General features: G+C 36.9%; 12 protein-coding genes and 3 tRNA genes. 6 read left to right on the forward strand and 9 right to left on the reverse strand.

Going from position 1 to position 17,648, the window contains the following annotated elements; all coding sequences use genetic code 11:
* Window positions 1–11 precede the first annotated feature (11 nt).
* Together pldB and yigL are read left to right on the forward strand one after the other, a co-directional pair.
* Window positions 12–1,016, forward strand: a complete 1,005-nt coding sequence (gene pldB, locus GTH24_RS01130) for a lysophospholipase L2 (protein ID WP_072070832.1) — start codon at window positions 12–14, stop codon at window positions 1,014–1,016.
* A 12-nt stretch (window positions 1,017–1,028) separates the two neighbouring features.
* Complete coding sequence (yigL, locus tag GTH24_RS01135) at window positions 1,029–1,829, forward strand: sugar/pyridoxal phosphate phosphatase YigL (protein WP_072070831.1); 801 nt, start codon at window positions 1,029–1,031, stop codon at window positions 1,827–1,829.
* A 76-nt stretch (window positions 1,830–1,905) separates the two neighbouring features.
* Here yigL and GTH24_RS01140 read toward each other — a convergent pair whose 3' ends face one another.
* The 8 genes from GTH24_RS01140 to rsgA form a co-directional block, all read right to left on the reverse strand.
* Window positions 1,906–2,928, reverse strand: coding sequence for a fimbrial protein (locus tag GTH24_RS01140; RefSeq protein ID WP_072070830.1), 1,023 nt, complete (start codon window positions 2,926–2,928; stop codon window positions 1,906–1,908).
* 9 nt (window positions 2,929–2,937) lie between these two features.
* Entirely contained in the window at window positions 2,938–5,463 is a 2,526-nt protein-coding gene (locus GTH24_RS01145) for a fimbria/pilus outer membrane usher protein (RefSeq protein WP_164525852.1), read from the reverse strand.
* 12 nt (window positions 5,464–5,475) lie between these two features.
* Window positions 5,476–6,135 (reverse strand): fimbrial biogenesis chaperone, encoded by a 660-nt coding sequence (locus GTH24_RS01150; protein ID WP_072070828.1) that lies wholly within the window; start codon window positions 6,133–6,135, stop codon window positions 5,476–5,478.
* A gap of 59 nt (window positions 6,136–6,194) precedes the next feature.
* Complete coding sequence (locus GTH24_RS01155; protein WP_072070827.1) at window positions 6,195–6,716, reverse strand: fimbrial protein; 522 nt, start codon at window positions 6,714–6,716, stop codon at window positions 6,195–6,197.
* Between the two features lie 204 nt (window positions 6,717–6,920).
* Window positions 6,921–7,796, reverse strand: coding sequence for a LysR family transcriptional regulator (locus GTH24_RS01160; RefSeq protein WP_072070826.1), 876 nt, complete (start codon window positions 7,794–7,796; stop codon window positions 6,921–6,923).
* A 1,326-nt stretch (window positions 7,797–9,122) separates the two neighbouring features.
* Window positions 9,123–12,458 (reverse strand): miniconductance mechanosensitive channel MscM, encoded by a 3,336-nt coding sequence (gene mscM, locus GTH24_RS01165; RefSeq protein WP_164525853.1) that lies wholly within the window; start codon window positions 12,456–12,458, stop codon window positions 9,123–9,125.
* 22 nt (window positions 12,459–12,480) lie between these two features.
* Window positions 12,481–13,377, reverse strand: a complete 897-nt coding sequence (gene asd, locus GTH24_RS01170) for an archaetidylserine decarboxylase (protein WP_072069615.1) — start codon at window positions 13,375–13,377, stop codon at window positions 12,481–12,483.
* Window positions 13,378–13,465: 88 nt separating this feature from the next.
* Window positions 13,466–14,524: a small ribosomal subunit biogenesis GTPase RsgA gene (gene rsgA / locus GTH24_RS01175; RefSeq protein WP_072069611.1), complete on the reverse strand. Its 1,059-nt coding sequence runs from the start codon at window positions 14,522–14,524 to the stop codon at window positions 13,466–13,468.
* A 115-nt stretch (window positions 14,525–14,639) separates the two neighbouring features.
* Here rsgA and orn point away from each other — a divergent pair, with 115 nt between their 5' ends.
* The 4 genes from orn (at window position 14,640) to GTH24_RS01195 (ending at window position 15,650) form a co-directional block, all read left to right on the forward strand.
* The gene (orn, locus tag GTH24_RS01180) at window positions 14,640–15,185 is read left to right on the forward strand and encodes an oligoribonuclease (protein ID WP_072069610.1); all 546 of its coding nucleotides are present in this window, start codon (window positions 14,640–14,642) and stop codon (window positions 15,183–15,185) included.
* 166 nt (window positions 15,186–15,351) lie between these two features.
* Window positions 15,352–15,427 (forward strand) — tRNA-Gly (locus GTH24_RS01185).
* A 36-nt stretch (window positions 15,428–15,463) separates the two neighbouring features.
* A tRNA-Gly gene (locus GTH24_RS01190) sits at window positions 15,464–15,539 on the forward strand.
* A 35-nt stretch (window positions 15,540–15,574) separates the two neighbouring features.
* Window positions 15,575–15,650 (forward strand) — tRNA-Gly (locus GTH24_RS01195).
* Window positions 15,651–16,369: 719 nt separating this feature from the next.
* On the opposite strand, the gene queG is transcribed toward GTH24_RS01195, so the two are convergent.
* Window positions 16,370–17,524 carry a tRNA epoxyqueuosine(34) reductase QueG gene (gene queG, locus GTH24_RS01200; RefSeq protein WP_072069609.1) on the reverse strand — a complete coding sequence of 385 codons (1,155 nt, stop codon included), beginning with the start codon at window positions 17,522–17,524 and terminating at the stop codon, window positions 16,370–16,372.
* Between the last annotated feature and the right edge of the window lie 124 nt (window positions 17,525–17,648).

Here is a 17,648-nt window from a genome sequence, read left to right on the forward strand (position 1 = left end):
AAGGAGAGCCAATGACAACCACTCTTTTTAAACATTCGTGGTTATCTCGTGAAAAGCAGTTTTCTGCTTTTACGAATGGCACTTTATTGGATTTTTGGAACCAGCGTGAAGAAGGTGAATTTACGGGTGTCGATGGAGTAAAGATCCGTTATGTTCATTGGCGTTCACCATCGCACAATAAAGCACTAGTAATTTCTTCAGGCCGTAGTGAAAGCTATGTAAAGTACCCTGAAGTTGCATTTGATTTTTTCCATATTGGCTATGATGTTTTTTTGCTTGATCATCGAGGACAAGGCCTGTCAGACCGACTATTAGAAGACACACAAAAAGGTCATGTAGAAAAATTCAGTGATTATATTGATGACTTCTCAACATTCATTGATACGATAGTGTTGCCTTATCAATACCAACATTATTTTGCATTAGCTCATTCAATGGGCGGTGCTATTTTAGCGGGATATCTTCTAAAATATCCTCATGTTTTTAAAGCGGCCGCATTAAGTGCGCCGATGTTTGGTATTAAATTACCGATACCTCGCTGGGTGGCTAATTTTTTAGTCAATCGAGCAGAACAAAGTCAATCTGAAAGAAATAACTACGCAGTATCAACAGGTAAATGGTTTCCATTACCTTTTATTCTTAATGTGTTAACACATAGCCATGAACGATACCGTCGTTATTTACGTTATTACGCTGATTTTCCTGAGCTACGATTAGGTGGCCCTACTTATCATTGGATGGGTGAAAGCCTGAAAACAGGAGATTGGTTAATTGAACATGCGGGAGAGATTGATACCCCTTTATTAGTGCTTGAAGCTGAGCATGACAAGGTGGTCGATAATCAAGAGCTAAGGGCTTTCTGTGAACGTTATAGTCAGTCCAGAACAAGAGAAGAAAAGCAAAAATTGCCACTGGTGATTAAGGGTGCGCATCATGAAATCTTGTTCGAAATAGATAAGCTACGCTCACAAGCATTGAATGAAATCTGTGAGTTTTATGATAAGCATTTATTTTAATCAGGAATGTGTATGTATTCGATAGTCGCTTCAGATCTTGATGGCACGTTGTTATCACCTAATCATGTATTAACTCCCTATACGCAAGAAACACTACACCTACTTATTAATAAAGGGGTGCATTTTGTATTCGCAACAGGCCGTCATCATGTCGATGTTGCTCAAATTCGTGATGGATTAGGCATTAACGCTTATATGATAACGTCTAATGGTGCAAGAGTGCATAACACGCATGGTGACCTTATTTTTAGCCAAGACCTTGAGCCTGAAATCGCTTATGACTTGGCTCTGATGGTTTTTGATCACCCTGAAATTGAAACTAATATTTATGCGGGTGACTACTGGTATGTTAATAAAGAGATGCCGGGGGCTTGTGAATTTTTTCGAGAATCAGACTTTAGCTATGAATTATATTGTAAAACAGGATTCCCGACCACCAATGTCTGTAAAGTCTTTTTTACCTCAGATGATCATGAGCTATTGTTGAAACTAGAGAATGAAATTAATCAGCTCTGGGGTGATAAGGTCAATGTGAGTTTCTCACTACGTAATTGCTTAGAAGTGATGGCAGGGGGCGTATCTAAAGGTGAGGCACTAGAGAAAGTGGCTGAACTGATGCAACACTCTGCAAAAGATGCTATCGCATTTGGTGATGGTATGAATGACAAAGAGATGCTACAGATGGCGGGTAAAGGTTGCATTATGGAAAATGCGCACCAGACATTAAAAGATCTCCTACCTAATATGGAAGTCATTGGTGCTAATGCGGATGAAGCAGTTCCTCATTATTTACGTAAGTTATACCAAGTGTGATCCTCTCTAAAGAAAAAGGCGAACAAGATAATATTGTTCGCCTTCTTTTTATCTTTTTAAATCAGCCTAAACTTTGTTAGTGATATTGCATTGTAAATTGTAATGTCCCATTTGCTTTACCCGCACTCGTTGTATCAGATGTTTGGATATAACCCGCTTCTAAAGGGATAGAATAACTTCCTGCACTGCTGTTTTTTTCACTTACTGTTATTAATTGTCCCAGCTTTATTGGCTGGTTTTGATACTTAACCTGTATGCCATAACCCTTAGCGGTATTGCTGTCTGTTGGATTACTTAAACCAATCGTTCCTGCGGTTTGTTGACTATCAGCAACACCATCAAATCGAATTTTAATCGGTGAAACAGGATCACAACTTAAATCAATATTGAAATCTTTAATACTCTCTGCACTTACAGAGCCTACGCCATTAAAACTGGATTTAGGTACAGCGCCAAGAGGAACATTAATATTATTATTCACCACATCACAACCACTAGAAATAATGGTTAACGGTGAAAGATTAATTTTTGGCTCCGTTTTACCTGTATAGTCACTGGTGATAAAACCATTGTTATAGACAATCAACATTGCAGCCCATATACCTGGAATGGTTTGTGATTTTACATTATCACGTAGCTTATACAGCTTCATTTCTAATGTAACAGAGTAGTTACCGCTGGTGGTGTTAGATGAACAAATAAGCCTGTTACTATAGTTACCATCAATATTGTGCTGCCCATCTACATAAGCAGATCCACTACAACTTCCGCTAATGGTGCCATGTAACGTATAACCAATACCACTGCTATTGAGTTCTCTGACATAAGCCCCATTCACTCTAGGACTCGAAGCGTTAAACGAACCAGGCAAATAAATTCCAGGCCTAACTTCGCCTCCAGAAAGGTTCCACCATGTCCATGCATTCATTGTTCCTAACGGAATTGTGGCGACTTCCGTTAAAATTGGAGCTGAACGTGATACGTAAATAGGCGCTGAATAAGTGACCGTCTTAGTCGTGAGATCTGCCCTAAATTCAGCCATAGTGGTTGATGTATACAAAAGAACAGACAGACAACCTAGCGTTATATATTTATTCATTGTTATCACCTATCTGCAATCTAGTTGTAAAAACTGGATCTTTTCTAACGAGAGATCCACATTTAAAGTAGTTTGGCATTGTTCAACGGCGCTGTTACCCCATTTAGCACGTAACTGACTCTGCTCAGGCACACCATTTAAGAAAACCTCACCATCATTGGCAACAATCCCACTTGAAAGCACTCGCCCGTTTTGATAAATCTCGACTTGAGTACCAAATGGCAATGGTGTTCCGTTGTAGTGTAAGTTTGCAAGTACACGAGCCCCTTTTCTTGCTTTGAAATCAGCTAAGACAATTGCTCCTTTGGTTGGTATAACTGTCGTTGATGTTAATTCAACATCGTTATTACCCGTTAAAGAGGCAGGATCGACGGTTACTTTATTGCGCTCATAACGTGAAACATTAGGAATGACCGCGTAGCCTTGATTGTTGGTATAAAGACTCTGTGCACTACTGACTTTTAAGTTATCAACATCTTCAGCTTTAATTAAAATTGCAGAATCATAGATTGTACGAGATGGCGTTATTCCGCCTTGATGAATTAAGAGTGCGCCATTTGCTCCCCAATTCATTGATTGATAGCGTTTGTCGTAACTGTAACCCACACTGATCTCTCCCCCAGAAGCACTGTAGTTGCCATTAACAGAGCCACTGTATTCTTGACGAGAATGATTGTAGTTTTGTGAAATATCATATTGCAGGTTGTTATCTTCCAACTGAGTGCCACTTAAACTTACAGAGCTAATAGAATCACCTTGTTTGCTACTGTTATAGCGATAACTTAACCAATTGTTATTCTGAGCAATATTAAATGGAAGACTAAAATTAATAGATAAAATCTGATCGGTTAATCCACTTTCTTGGCGTTTGTTATAGGCATAAGAGACGCTATAACTTAATGCACGATAATTTGAGTTAAAACTCACATTCACATTACGATCAACTCTGTCTTGATACCAATAATATTGTTGATAACCATTTAATGAGAGATAACCCATATCTCCTAAAGATTGTGATACAGATAACTGAAACTGCTTTTTCTTATGATAAAGATGAGAAAAACGCTCATTAGCTGCTGAGAAATCATAGTAATTTTTTGTTGAATAGCGATAAGACGCCAGTGAAAAACCAGTTTTGGTATCAGGTAAATATTTAGAATATTGAATACGATAAGATTGCCCTTGGGCTTCATCGTCATTGATTAAGGTTGTTTTCGCATGAGTAATATCGGCAGAAACAGCACCTAAATAACCAAGATTAACTCCAGTACCTAATGCATAAGCTTGGTAATCAGCAGAGATTAATGTACCGCCATAAATAGATAAATTGTAAGGGAGCCCATAAATGGCCGAGGTTTGAAAGAAATTAGGTTTTTTCGCCGCCGTATCAGCATGATATTTACCGATATCTATACTGTATTTTAAGCTACCCGCACGTTGCATCATGGGAACTGCTGAAAAGGGTTGTGAAAAGGTACGAGTTGTTCCGTCTGCTTCTTCAATTGTGACTTGTAAGTCGCCACTGTAAGAGGTGGGATATAAATCTGAAATAGCAAATTCACCCGGTGGAACGGAAGTTTGGTAAATCACGCTGTTATTTTGACGAACAGTAACCACAGCATTGCTTTGAGCAATTCCTCTTACAACAGGGGCAAATCCCCGTTGGCTTTGTGGCAACATACTTTCATCAGAAGCAAGTTTAATACCACGATATGGAATACTCTCTAATACATCATTATCAGAGGCAGTTTCACCGATGGTTAAGCGGCTTTTTAAACTACGAATATCTCTCTCAACATAAGTTTGCAAGCTATTCCACTGTGAAGAGTTATCATTGTTTTTATTATAGTTACTGTGATTACGCAAACGCCAAGCGCCCACATTAACACCACTGCGTAACCCTAAAAAAAGAGAGTTGCTATTATGTTGATCATGATACCAATACTTATTTTGTCGATAGGTGTAATTCACAAAGGCAGCATTAATACCGTCATTCCATTGCGTGGGTGAGATATAGCCATGCCCATAATTATATAAAGCTATTTGTGGTATAGAAAATGACAGGCGTGCTCGTGAAAAATCATACTGATATGTTGCATTTGGAATAACGCGAGCAATATCAGTGATCGTTTCATTTTTAATTTGTTGATTAGATTGTGGTATTACAGATCCTTTGACACCCCAATTTAATAAGTCTTGTTTAGTGATCTCTGGTGTAAGTGTCTTTTTTTCTTCGTTAAAAATAAAACGTACTTGGCGGTTATCAATTAATTTGTTATTGAGATAAATATCAACAGAATAGACACCTGGAAGTTGGCCTCCAGCATAAGAAAAATAATCAAGGCTATTAATATCCGCAACTTGATTTTCTATTCCTAAATTGAGTGCATCAGGGTTAAATTGCTCTTCAGCCATTACCTGATAAGGATATAAAATAGTGGCGATCGCTATGGCCAGTAAACCGTGGTGATTGAGATTATTGTTAGGAAATACGAATAATCGTTTTGTTGATAACGCTATTATGGATAAAGTCATCGCCATACACCCTTAGTTTAATACTTTATCTACAGTTGCACCGTAGTCATTAATAAACTGAACTTTAACTTTATGATAAGTGGGTGTTTTTTCTAGCAACATCACTTCTTGATGTGGCTGAATTAAAGGATCGTAAGGGTAGCGTTTGTCATCAATAAAAATATGTTTAATGGTTAGGTGATAAGGCGTGTTGTTCTTAAGCACTAAGCCTTGATTTTGTTTTGATAGTTCGACGTTATTAAAGTTAAGTGGCTCAATATCATGAGCACGTAAAAAAAGCTTAAATTGAGAATTAATTACCAGCTGAAGTTGATTTTCAGGGCTTTTTTCAACGGGAGGGATAGATTTGATATTAAGCCAATAGACAACTTCGGTATTTGAATTTAAGGGTTCTCCTGTATAAGAAATACGTGCTGTACCTGTGCTATCTGGCTCAATACGAAAAAGAGGAGGGGTTGCTATGAAAGGTGCTTTGTCATTACCTTGAAAAGCTGAAACCCAACTTTGGATCAGATAAGGTTTATCTTTATCAGTATTTAGAACAGGAATGCTGATTTCACGAGCATTATCGTTATAAACAAACCGTGTTCCACCCACACTTATCCCTGCTGCATGGCATACCGTTATGAGAGAAAAACAAAAAAATAATGTGAGAAAAATATTCTTTTTCATATTGGTGCTATAAAGTTAAGAAGAAATAAGAGGGTAATAAGTATTACCCTCATTTTTTATTATTTGTATTGGATGCTATAGACGGCGGAGCCGTTAGCTGGACCTGGTGTTGCTTGTGCTGTTGCTTTATAACGAGCAACATAATCTAAGTTAATTTCTGTACCTTTAATTTCGACCTCTTTAGAGTCGTCATATAGATTAATTTGAGATACAGCATCTTTCTCAAATAGTGCGATACCGACGTTTGTTGCACCACCTGAGGCTTGGTCGATGGCTAAAATATCGCTATCAATTGCATCACGAGTACCACCGAAGCGTACGGCAACAGTGGTATCAATAGGGCAATCAATCAGTTTTATCGTGAAATCTTTAAGGCCTGCGACTTCGCCTTTAGTGGCTAAGCTTTTTGAAGACACTTTTCCTAAATCTACAGTCAGATTTTTAGAAGAGCTGTCTACTGTACAGGCTTGGTCTGTTATTTCTCCGGTAAAATTAATAGTGCCCGATGCAAAAGCTGCTGGTGCAGAAAGTAGAGAGAAACTTATCCCTAATAAATAGAGAGATTTATTTAATTTGCTCATGATCAGTCCTGTTTAAAAAGTAGTTATTTTTACTTTTTAATTTATTTATAAGTATAGATTTAAGTATAGGTTTATTCGCATAGAAGATATGCCAATAAAATATAGCATTACAAAAAATTTAAGTTAATGAAGATTTACATGAGTTTTTTTGTCTTAATATCAAAATGTTTAATGTTTGTTTTTTTAATTAAGGATAATGTTTAATTAGTCATTAATTAAATCACAAGGCGAACTATTTATTGCTAATAATAATTTCTCTATATCTTCTATAGGAAATGAATTTTTATTCAAATAAAGATAAAAACGATATTCTTTATCTTTATTATGTGTATTTAATTGTTTAATCGAATTTTTATTCAATTCTTCCTGAATGGCTGCGAATGGGAGTCGAGAATAGCCAAGGCCATGTTTAACAAGGCTTATCGCTGTTTCTATTGAACCAACATGAATCACTTGATTATGATGGTCTATGTCTATGCTATTACGGGATAATGAAATATATGTATGTTTTTGTAATTCCTTGCATAAGTCATTATTGTTGATATGTTGTAACACGCTCTCAGGATGTGTAACTAATACTGTTTTTATACATTCTAAATCAATGGGTTGTAATGATTTTATGTTGTGGTGTGTTATCACTAAATCATGATCTTTTTGCGATAATACATCTGATTGACTCAGTGAGATTTTATGAATATTAATATCATAATGTTTATTCTCTTTAATAAATTGAGAGATTTTATCTAAAAATAAGTCTGAAACATACAAAGGATCGATAAGCATATTTATTTTTAACTTATTGTTAAATATTAATTTTTTTGCTTCCTTTTCTAGTGAAATGGCCTTTTCAGTGATTTCTCTCGATAACTCAAGTAATAATTTACCTTCATGCGTAAGTACTGCTCGTCTTTTCTCTAAAGAGAGAATTTCAATGCCCAAAGTTTGCTCTAATTTATTGATTGTATAGCTAATCGATGATTGAGTTCTATGCAGTGCATCTGCAGCCTGGGCAAAGCCACCATAATCAACGACGGCTTGTAAGGTAATCCACTGATCGAGAGTCGTTCGGGATTTTTCCATGATGGAACCTTCTTATTATTGTTTATTTAATACTCATTAAAAATGAAGCTAGCAATATATCTTAGCATTGTTAATAGGTAGTAATACTCATTTTTTAATCAAGTTTAAAAAATATTAACATTATAATAGATAGTGTTATTGTTTAATAATCAATATACTTTTAATAAAAATATTTATACTTTTTTATTTTCCGTTATTTGAAGTGTTTTTTCATAAAATAGATAAAGTTGGCTTTTTTTATTTTTTATTATTTAAATTTATATAAATAAGAAGGAGTTTTTAATATAGGTTGAAATAATTTTTAATTATATTAATGTTTATTTCTCTTTTTTTATTTATATAATTAATGTTATTTGATTTTATTTATTAATTATTTTTATTTTTTTTATTTGTTTTTTCCTTAATGCTCGTTAATCTATATTCTATCTATTTTTATTATTTGAATTTAAGTTCTTTTATTATTTATTAATTGTGATTTGTTAAAAAATAAAAATATCTCATCTTTGGCTTAAGATGGTTTTACTAAAATATAAAAGACTACTTATAATTTTAAATACTACAGTTTAGTCTAAATTAGATGAAGTTAGGTTTTATATATTGAAATAATAAAGTATTTCAATATGTAAAACTACCATTATTTTAAATGCTAATATTAAATTTGTTGACCTATAAACAACTTAACTTATTTAACTTAAAAAAGAAAATCTTCCGTTAGAGATATCAACTTGAAAATTAAAATCCCATGAAAGTGTCTTTTCACTCACATTAGGAGTGGGATTAAGTATAAAAACGTAAATGTGTGACTTGGATCAATAATTAACGGTTGTTTTCCGTTAAATGTTCGATGTTGTTGACAGAGATAAAAAATAATAAAAGTAAGAAAAATATATTTTATATTAAGATAGATTAAATGCCCTATCCAAAATGGCACTTTGTCCTTTGGTTAATTGGATACTTTGTTAGAAAAATATATTGCTTTAAAAATAGTTTTCCCAAGAATTGGCGATCTTTTTATGATGTTCGTTTTATTATCTTCATATTATCACTGATTGAAGAGTAGTTTCCTAACGTTACTACTTATCAATTTTATTAAACAAAAAATTAAAAAATAATCTCTTTTTTTTCTAAAAATAAGACGCTGGGAAGAAAATATGGATTAGTTTTATACAATCAATGAGCTATAAGTGAAGCAAAGCAGCAGAATAGGCTGATAAAAGCACCAGTAAAGAGGATGAAAAAGGAGAGAAATAAAAGAACATAGCCATTGCCTTTCGTATTTTTTCGATAAAACAATGGCTTTATATCAAATTAATCGGAATCGGCGGATTATAATCCCCCAACTTCTCTAGGTGTCGCTCGCATAGAGCTGCGAATTGTATTACCCATCATGTCCACTCTTGCTTGGAATGGTGGGAATGGCAGTGGAATACCATGTTCTGCAAAGGCTAAAAGAATATTTTGATGAATTTCATGTCTGGCTGGCATTCTGTGTCCCATCTCAGCTGCATAAACACGCAATTCGAAAATCTGAATACCTTGTTGTAAATCGACGAGATAAACTTCGGGTGCTGGGTTTTCTAAGATCATCGTAGAGCGTTTTGACGCTTCTAATAAAACATTTGTGACTTGCTCGCTGTTACAGTCTGCTGGAGCAGGAATAGTCATCACAATACGGGTAACAGAGTCCGACAGAGACCAGTTAATAAATTGTTCCGTAATAAAGGCTTTATTCGGTACGATAATTTCTTTTCTATCCCAGTCAGTCAGCGTAGTCGCTCGGGTGTTGATCTTAGAAATATTCCCCGTCAAATTACGGATAGTGACGGTATCACCAATACGGATAGGTTTTTCAAACAAGATCATCAGCCCAGAAATGATATTGGCAAAAATTTCTTGTAAACCAAAGCCTAACCCAACCCCCATTGCTGCGACTAACCATTGTAATTTTGACCATTCAATTCCTAATAAGGAGAAGCCTACAATGCTACCAATTAGAGTGATGCTGTATTTAGTCATGGTAGTAATGGCATAGCCTGTACCTGGCGTTAAATCTAAATGTTGTAAAATAGCCAGTTCAAGTAAAGCGGGTAAGTTTCTCACCAATTGCGTAGTGATAATAATCACAAGGATCGCCACTAAAATAGAGCCCATGGTAATGGGTTGTATGGTGTTAACGCCATTTACCGATGAGGTTACATCCCAAAGACGAATATTATCGACAAAGGAAAATGCGGTATTTAATTCAGACCATAATAAAATCATCGATACTAATGCAATCATGGTCAGAATAGAACGAACTAAGCCAATAGATTGCGCACTGATTGCATCAAGGTCTATTTCTTGAGCCTCAATTTCAAGCCCTACTGTACTCTCACCGCTACTGCCCACAATGGTATTTTCATCTTCGCCTTTCGCACGTTGGGCGAGAATTTCAGCTCGTTTCTGTTTTGCGCGTTCAAAAGCTAATTTACGACGTTGAATAAGCATCCACCGCTGAATAATGTGATAGATAATCAGTAAAGCAAACCAAATTGCTACTGACATTTCTAAACGGCCAAGCAAGACAATCGAAGTAGAAAGGTAACCTAAAACAGCGGCTAAGCCTGCAATAATAGGGGCAAGAAGTAAGAACCACCATAAGATAGTGTTTATTGCATTATCACCAGACCCATGTTTATCAAGATAAAGGGGAACATGGGCTTTTTTAAGACTTGAAGTAATAAAGCTTAGGGCTATACAGAGTAGCAAGAAACAGAAGCGACCGACTGTTGGTGCAAATTCTCTATCGCTATAATATTCAAAGGTAATTAATGACATCATTAGCGGGACAATGACAAAAATAGAAAGCTGGTAAAAGCGCATTGCTTTTTTGACTCGACTTTCTTTCCATTTAAATTGAGCGATAAATAAACCGTTATGACGTGCGAAGGTCGCACTGATCATAAATAGCCATAACACAGGAGCTGCTGCTGTTACACCATAGCCAATCGCGCCGGCCATTGGATAACGCCATTCAACACTTTGTAAGCCATAACCGACTGCAGACCACAATAGAGGTAACGGAAGTGCAATTAAAATAGACCAAAAAACGGTACGTATTGTTAGTGAAAAATGATCTTGGGTGACTTTACCAATACGGTTACTGACTCTTTCTAGAAAAGCGTTGTAGTGTTTTCGAGTACGAAGGCTAAAACCAACAATTGATAAGGTAACAAACAAGAATAGAAACGTATCTTGGTTTTTAAGCATGCTAACAGCAGCATGGCCTAATTGTGAAAAGGTATCTAATGAAAGTAGCCGAGTGATATCTTTGACTAATAAAACTGGATAATTGAATTTGATAGGGCTGATATCGGCAACCCAGAACATATAGCGGTTTGTCGCGTCTTTTGTTTCTTTTAAAGCATCCGCTAATTGGGTTGTGGCGACTTTGAGTTTTGTTAATTCAAGGATCTGAGAGTCATAGCCTGATAGTAATGAGTTTAATAGCTCATGGCGTGCTTGAATAAGGGAATCAAAGATATATTGCTGAGCTTCAGGTAATTTAGAGCCATCAGCCGTTTCAGGTGGCTGGATCTTGCTTAAATTCTCCAGCATATCTTCATAACCTAAACGCTCAACACGCAATTGAATAATATCTCTATCAAGTTCTTGTGAGCGAGGCATTTCAGGTAAACGAGAAAGTTGTGTTCTTAACGCTTCACCTAATGCGGTGGAGCCACTTAGCCACTGTGCTTGTTCGCGGATCGTGGTGAGTGTTTGACGAACTTGCTGTGTTTGTTGTGTGGTAATCCGTTGTTTTTCAGAGAGCTCGCTCATTTCCTGTGTCTGTTTATTCAGGATTTGTGACAGCTCACGGTTGGTTTGGATCTGTTTTGTCAGAAACTCAGGCAATTCACCACCTTGTTCTGCCAACATCTCTGTTTTTTCTAACGCAAGATCAGCCACTTCTTGGCGTTTTATATTCAATAAACTACGTAATTGTTGTAGTTGTACATCAAGGCGTTGATAGCGTTTTTTAAATAACTCTAAGCGAAGGCGTGCGATTTCTTGGCGATTATTAGCTGATAGTTGCGCCATTTCTAGTTCATTAACCATCGCTTTACGCGCTGTTACTTCAGCTTGAGTCAGTTTATTTTGAGCTTCTGTTAACGGGGTTGTTGATGCACTCACAGAGGCTAGTCTTGCTGTTGCGTCACTTAATAAACGACGTGCTTCAGAGAGTTGTTGAGGCAATAAATTTAAAGATTCACTGATTTCACGGCTTTTGTCTTGTTCTTGCTGTTGAAGCCTTGCTTGCTCCATTAATTGGCTACTGACTTGAATAATTTTCTGTTCTAAATCAGGAATGCTAATTTTTTCTGGGATAGTTGGAACTGCGTGACTTTCTTCAAGAAGCTTAGTTCTGAGTTCTTTTGTGATCTCTGGATAATCATCAATGGTTTTTTGATAGTTGTCTGCATTTGTTTGTGCTTTTTCACCATCATTAATCCAGTTGATAGTGCCTTGCAGCGCCTGAACAGTCTCAATATCTTGAGGATTAGTACTTCCTTCAAGTTGTTTAATATCTTGACGTAATTTTTCTACATCTGCTGATATTGCAGACGTACTTAACGAAAAAGTCAAAAAGAGCGAGAAGAAAAGACTGATTATCAGGCGCACAAAGGTTACTCCGAATTACGTATTATTCACTGATGGCGTTAGCGTCATTGCCAGCAACATTGATGATGGAACCTAATTGTTCCCCCATTAATGTAACGGAGCCATTCATAAGATCTTTATTCAATTGAACGGTATTTTCAGGGAAAAGGTTGATGACTGTTGAGCCTAACTTAAATCGGCCCATTTCCTCACCTTTTTTCAAGAATATCGCTCCTGCTTTGTCTGCTTGAGGATAAGTCCAACGCTTAATAATACCTTCACGAGGTGGTGTTACCATGCCACACCAAATCGTTTCAATACTACCAACAATAGTTGCACCTACCAGAATTTGTATCATTGGACCAAACTGCGTTTCAAAAAGACAAATAATGCGTTCATTACGTGCAAATAAGTTTGGTACATTGGCCGCTGTCAATGGATTAACAGAGAAGAGATCACCTGGAACATAAATCATCTCTTTTAATAAACCATCGCAAGGCATGTGAACACGGTGGTAATCGCGAGGCGAAAGATATGTCGTAATAAACTGACCATTACGGAACTTATCTGCCAACATAAAGTTACCCGCGAGTAACGCTTCAAGAGTGTAATGATGTCCTTTAGCTTGCAGAATTTGATCGTCTTGAATAAGACCAAGTTGGCTGACAGCACCGTCTGCAGGTAATGCAAGTTTGTCATTACCTTCAACAATAGGACGTACACCGTCTTTTAAAGCTCGAATAAAGAACTCATTGAATGTTGAATAAGCTTGGAACTGACTGTCTTTCGCTTCATTCATATCGACTTTGTAGGCTTTTGCGAAGGCTTTGATAACAAACTGGGTGATTGCACCCGCTTTTTTGTTTGCAAACCAACCCGCTAGCTGTGTGAGCCATAATTTAGGCAATAAATACTGTAGTTTAATTTTTAGCTTGTCCAAAATGGCAACCTCTGGGATTAAACGATAAAAAATAGACAAAAGGGGCCTATTGTACCCACCCTTAATCGGGTTGTCAGTGAATCAATTATTAAGAGCCTAAATTAATGTTCTTACGAACTTTCACCTGACTCATACTTTCTAAAATACGATGGTAGTTTTCAAAGCGTGTTTCTGATATTTCACCATTTTTTACTGCTTCATTGATTAAGCAACCCGGATCGTCTAAATGTTTACAATCGCGGAACTTACAACCACCAAGGTACGGTCTAAATTCAACAAACCCTTTTGTTACTTGATCCGGCGTTAAATGCCATAAGCCAAATTCACGGACTCCTGGAGAGTCAATCACATCTCCGCCTTGTGGGAAATGGTAAAGACGTGATGCGGTTGTTGTATGTTGCCCTAAACCCGAGTTATCAGAGACCTGATTAACAACAATGCTTTCTTCCATCGGTGGTAGTAGCGTGTTAAGTAAGCTTGATTTACCCACACCAGATTGCCCAGCAAAAATAGAAATACGACCGATAAGTTCTTGTGTGAGCGCTTCTAACCCTTCTTTAGTATAGCTAGAGACTTCAAGGACACGATAACCAATATCTTTATAAGTCTGCATCCATTCGCTTACTGTTTTACGGCTTTGTGCATCTAACATATCGATTTTGTTGAGTACAATCAGTGGCTCAACATTTAACGTTTCACAAGCGACAAGGTAACGGTCGATAATATTTAAAGATAATTCAGGCAAAATAGCGGAGACAATAATAATTTGGTCAATGTTTGCCGCAATAGGTTTAATGCCATCATAATAGTCAGGGCGTGTTAGTACAGAGGTACGCTCATGTACCGCTTCAACAATGCCATTCACACGGACATTTTCTTGTGTTTGTAGCGCAGGGCGCCATACAACTTTATCACCCGTTACTAAGGATGAAATTGTGCGTCGGATATTGCATCGAGTAATCGTGCCGTCAGTTGCTTCAATATCTGCATGTTGACCAAAACGACTGATGACTAAACCTTCGGAAGCTTCGCCTAATTGTGTATCGTCTAATTCAACGTGGTTTTTTTTCTCTTTGCTCTGCAAACGCTTTTTATGATTTTCTTGTACTCGACGTTGCTGGCCTTTAGATAATTTACGTTTTGTCACCGATCCTCACTTGTATTATTCGGTTAGATGTTCTTCTGTCGTGCTTATTGAGTAAACGCGCTATGATAAACGCTAAAATATCATGTCTCACACTTAGAAACAGCTAGGATATATTATGTCAAAAAGCGAGAACAATCTGATCTGGATAGATCTGGAAATGACCGGTCTTGATCCTGAATGTGACCGTATCATCGAAATTGCTACCATTGTGACAGATCCTCAACTTAATATTTTAGCCGAAGGTCCTGTAATTGCTGTACACCAATCTGATGAACAACTGAGTTTAATGGATGAATGGAATACACGCACTCATACTGGTAGTGGTTTAGTTGAACGAGTGAAAGCCAGTCAATATGATAATAATTCAGCACAAAAAGCGACAATTGAATTCCTAGAAAAATGGGTACCTAAAGGAGTATCACCTATTTGTGGCAATAGTGTGGGCCAAGACCGACGTTTTCTGTACCGCTATATGCCAGAGTTAGAGCAATACTTTCACTACCGCTATCTTGATGTAAGTACATTAAAAGAGTTAGCACGTCGTTGGAAGCCTGAAATTTTAGACGGCTTCAAGAAAAAGAATACTCACCAAGCATTAGATGATATTCGTGAATCTATTGCAGAGCTAGACTATTATCGTAAGACCTTTATTAAAGAGTAAAAAATGTGCATTCATGATTGATATTGCATCATTGTGATGATTTTATCGGCATGCAATCAAAAAAACGCATTTTTTTATTGATAAGGGCTTGCGGTTAAGCATTTTTCTCGTATAATGCGCTTCCCGTACCGATGAAGAATTTTATTTGTACGGGTGTAAGAAAGACGCGGGAATAGCTCAGTTGGTAGAGCACAACCTTGCCAAGGTTGGGGTCGCGAGTTCGAGTCTCGTTTCCCGCTCCAATCTTTCTTAGACAATTGTTAGTAGTATTATGCGACGCGGGAATAGCTCAGTTGGTAGAGCACAACCTTGCCAAGGTTGGGGTCGCGAGTTCGAGTCTCGTTTCCCGCTCCAAATCCTTTACTAATTATTGTCAAAACTTACCAAATGCGGGAATAGCTCAGTTGGTAGAGCACAACCTTGCCAAGGTTGGGGTCGCGAGTTCGAGTCTCGTTTCCCGCTCCAAGTTTTTCTCTTCTGTTTTATCAAATCTCATTTTTTAATCCTCATAAAGAAAATTTTAAGTTTTTCCTCTCGCTTTTTTAAATATCGACTACACTGTTTTAGGATCATAAATTAGGGAATTTTACTTAATACACGTAAAGAGAGTGTGAGTAATTATTGTGCAAAAAAAGAAATGCCGTTAATGCATGTAAGATCAAGCTATTTTTTTGTGATCTATCTTTGATCTTTGCTTGCTTTTCTATTTTGACGGCACTAGAATGTGCGCCTTTCCTCATTTAAGGGGGAAATAAGAGGCAAGATCATTTTTTTGGTTTTAGGCCTTTATTCTGTTAAACACGCATTGAATAGTATTTTAGAAAAAAGAAAGGGTTTTAGGTGCTTTTCTTTAAAAAGATGTAATAAATATTCTACTATTCTTAAAATCTTCCCACATTGATTTATCCACAGTCAGATGCTAATAACCACCGCATCTAAGCAATATTTATTTTTTTACTGCACAGAGTTATCCACAGAGACTTATCATTAAGTGATAAGGATATTATTCTCTTCAATAAATCAATTGGATTTTATATCTAGTTGATAACTAAGTTTATTTTAATTTTTTTAAATTTGAGTCTTAGTTCGCTTGAATTTTTTTTTCATGTTGATAGGCAAGGGTTTTTTATTTTATTCACAGGTGAAATTAAAGATTACTCGTTATATGTTTATTCTGTTAAAAACTAAGCATCTCTCGGTAAGCCTTTAGTTATTGCTCTTACTAGACGTTTTTGTTGCGAAGTCTGTATTTTTACCTCTTTTTCATTTCGTTTTGCTGTCTGCTGGGCTATTGCCCAATTCAAATGTTCATCTAAAACATCACTTAATCCAAAGCGCTCTTTCAAGGCAAGTATAATTTTATCTTGATAAGGTGCATTTCCTAACGCTACGCTAATATTTCTAAGCCAGCGTAAGTAACCGATACGACGGATCGGTGAGCCTTCTGTTATACGAAGAAATTTTTCTTCACTCCATTGAAAAAGATCGAGTAATTCAGGTGTATGGAGTGCTCGGCGGGGAGAGAAATCTTCTTCACCAGTCAATGATGAGAAGCGATTCCAAGGACAAATAAGCTGGCAATCATCACAGCCATAGATGCGGTTACCCATTAATGGGCGAAATTCTTCAGGGATCGCGCCATCAAGCTCAATTGTAAGATACGAAATACACCGGCGTGCATCGATAGTATAAGGCTCGACAATGGCGCCAGTAGGGCACGTTGTCATGCAAGCGACACATTTACCACATTGTTCTTCGACAGGGCTATCTGTGGGTAAAGGTAAATCGATAAGTAACTCACCTAGAAAAAACCAAGAACCAGCTTGGTTGTTGATAACAAGTGAGTGTTTACCAACCCAGCCAAGTCCGGCTTTAACGGCTAAAGGGCGTTCCATTATAGGTGCTGAATCAACAAAAGGGCGGAAATTGATGATCCCTTGATATTCATATTGTTGGCAATATTGTGTAATTTTTTCGCCGAGTTTTTTAAGACGCTGTCTTAAGACTTTGTGATAATCCCGACCTAGTGCATAACGACTAATATAGCCTTGTTCTGGGTTATTTAATGTTCGTGCAAAAGCAGCATCTGTGGGAAGGTAATTCATTCTCACGCTAATAACCCGTAATGTGCCAGGCACAAGTTCATGAGGTCTTGCGCGTGTCATACCATATTTCGCCATCCATGCCATTTCGCCATGATATTGTTTATCTAACCAAGCTTGTAAGCGAGGCTCTTCAAGTGATAAGTCAGTATCACATATCCCTGTTTGTTGAAAACCTAACTCAAAACCCCATAATTTAATGTTTTGAGCGAGAAGATTAAGATCGAGTGATGACATGAATAAACCGAATCAATAGGTAAGAGGTGAGTCCTAAGAGCGCGCAGTGTATCATAGTGAGCCAGTAGGAAAAATCCTCGTAATAAATAGATTTATGGTATGGTTATTTGATAGTTATCTCGAT

The sequence above is a fragment of the Proteus vulgaris genome (assembly GCF_011045815.1).
Taxonomy (GTDB): domain Bacteria; phylum Pseudomonadota; class Gammaproteobacteria; order Enterobacterales; family Enterobacteriaceae; genus Proteus; species Proteus vulgaris_B.

Excerpts from the sequence above, each read along its gene's own strand:
- GTH24_RS01155 (WP_072070827.1), bottom strand. The coding sequence starts at position 6,716 with ATGAGCAAATTAAATAAATCTCTCTATTTATTAGGGATAAGTTTCTCT.
- yigL (WP_072070831.1), top strand. The coding sequence starts at position 1,029 with ATGTATTCGATAGTCGCTTCAGATCTTGATGGCACGTTGTTATCACCT.
- pldB (WP_072070832.1), top strand. The coding sequence starts at position 12 with ATGACAACCACTCTTTTTAAACATTCGTGGTTATCTCGTGAAAAGCAG.
- GTH24_RS01160 (WP_072070826.1), bottom strand. The coding sequence starts at position 7,796 with ATGGAAAAATCCCGAACGACTCTCGATCAGTGGATTACCTTACAAGCC.
- queG (WP_072069609.1), bottom strand. The coding sequence starts at position 17,524 with ATGTCATCACTCGATCTTAATCTTCTCGCTCAAAACATTAAATTATGG.
- orn (WP_072069610.1), top strand. The coding sequence starts at position 14,640 with ATGTCAAAAAGCGAGAACAATCTGATCTGGATAGATCTGGAAATGACC.
- GTH24_RS01140 (WP_072070830.1), bottom strand. The coding sequence starts at position 2,928 with ATGAATAAATATATAACGCTAGGTTGTCTGTCTGTTCTTTTGTATACA.
- GTH24_RS01150 (WP_072070828.1), bottom strand. The coding sequence starts at position 6,135 with ATGAAAAAGAATATTTTTCTCACATTATTTTTTTGTTTTTCTCTCATA.
- GTH24_RS01145 (WP_164525852.1), bottom strand. The coding sequence starts at position 5,463 with ATGACTTTATCCATAATAGCGTTATCAACAAAACGATTATTCGTATTT.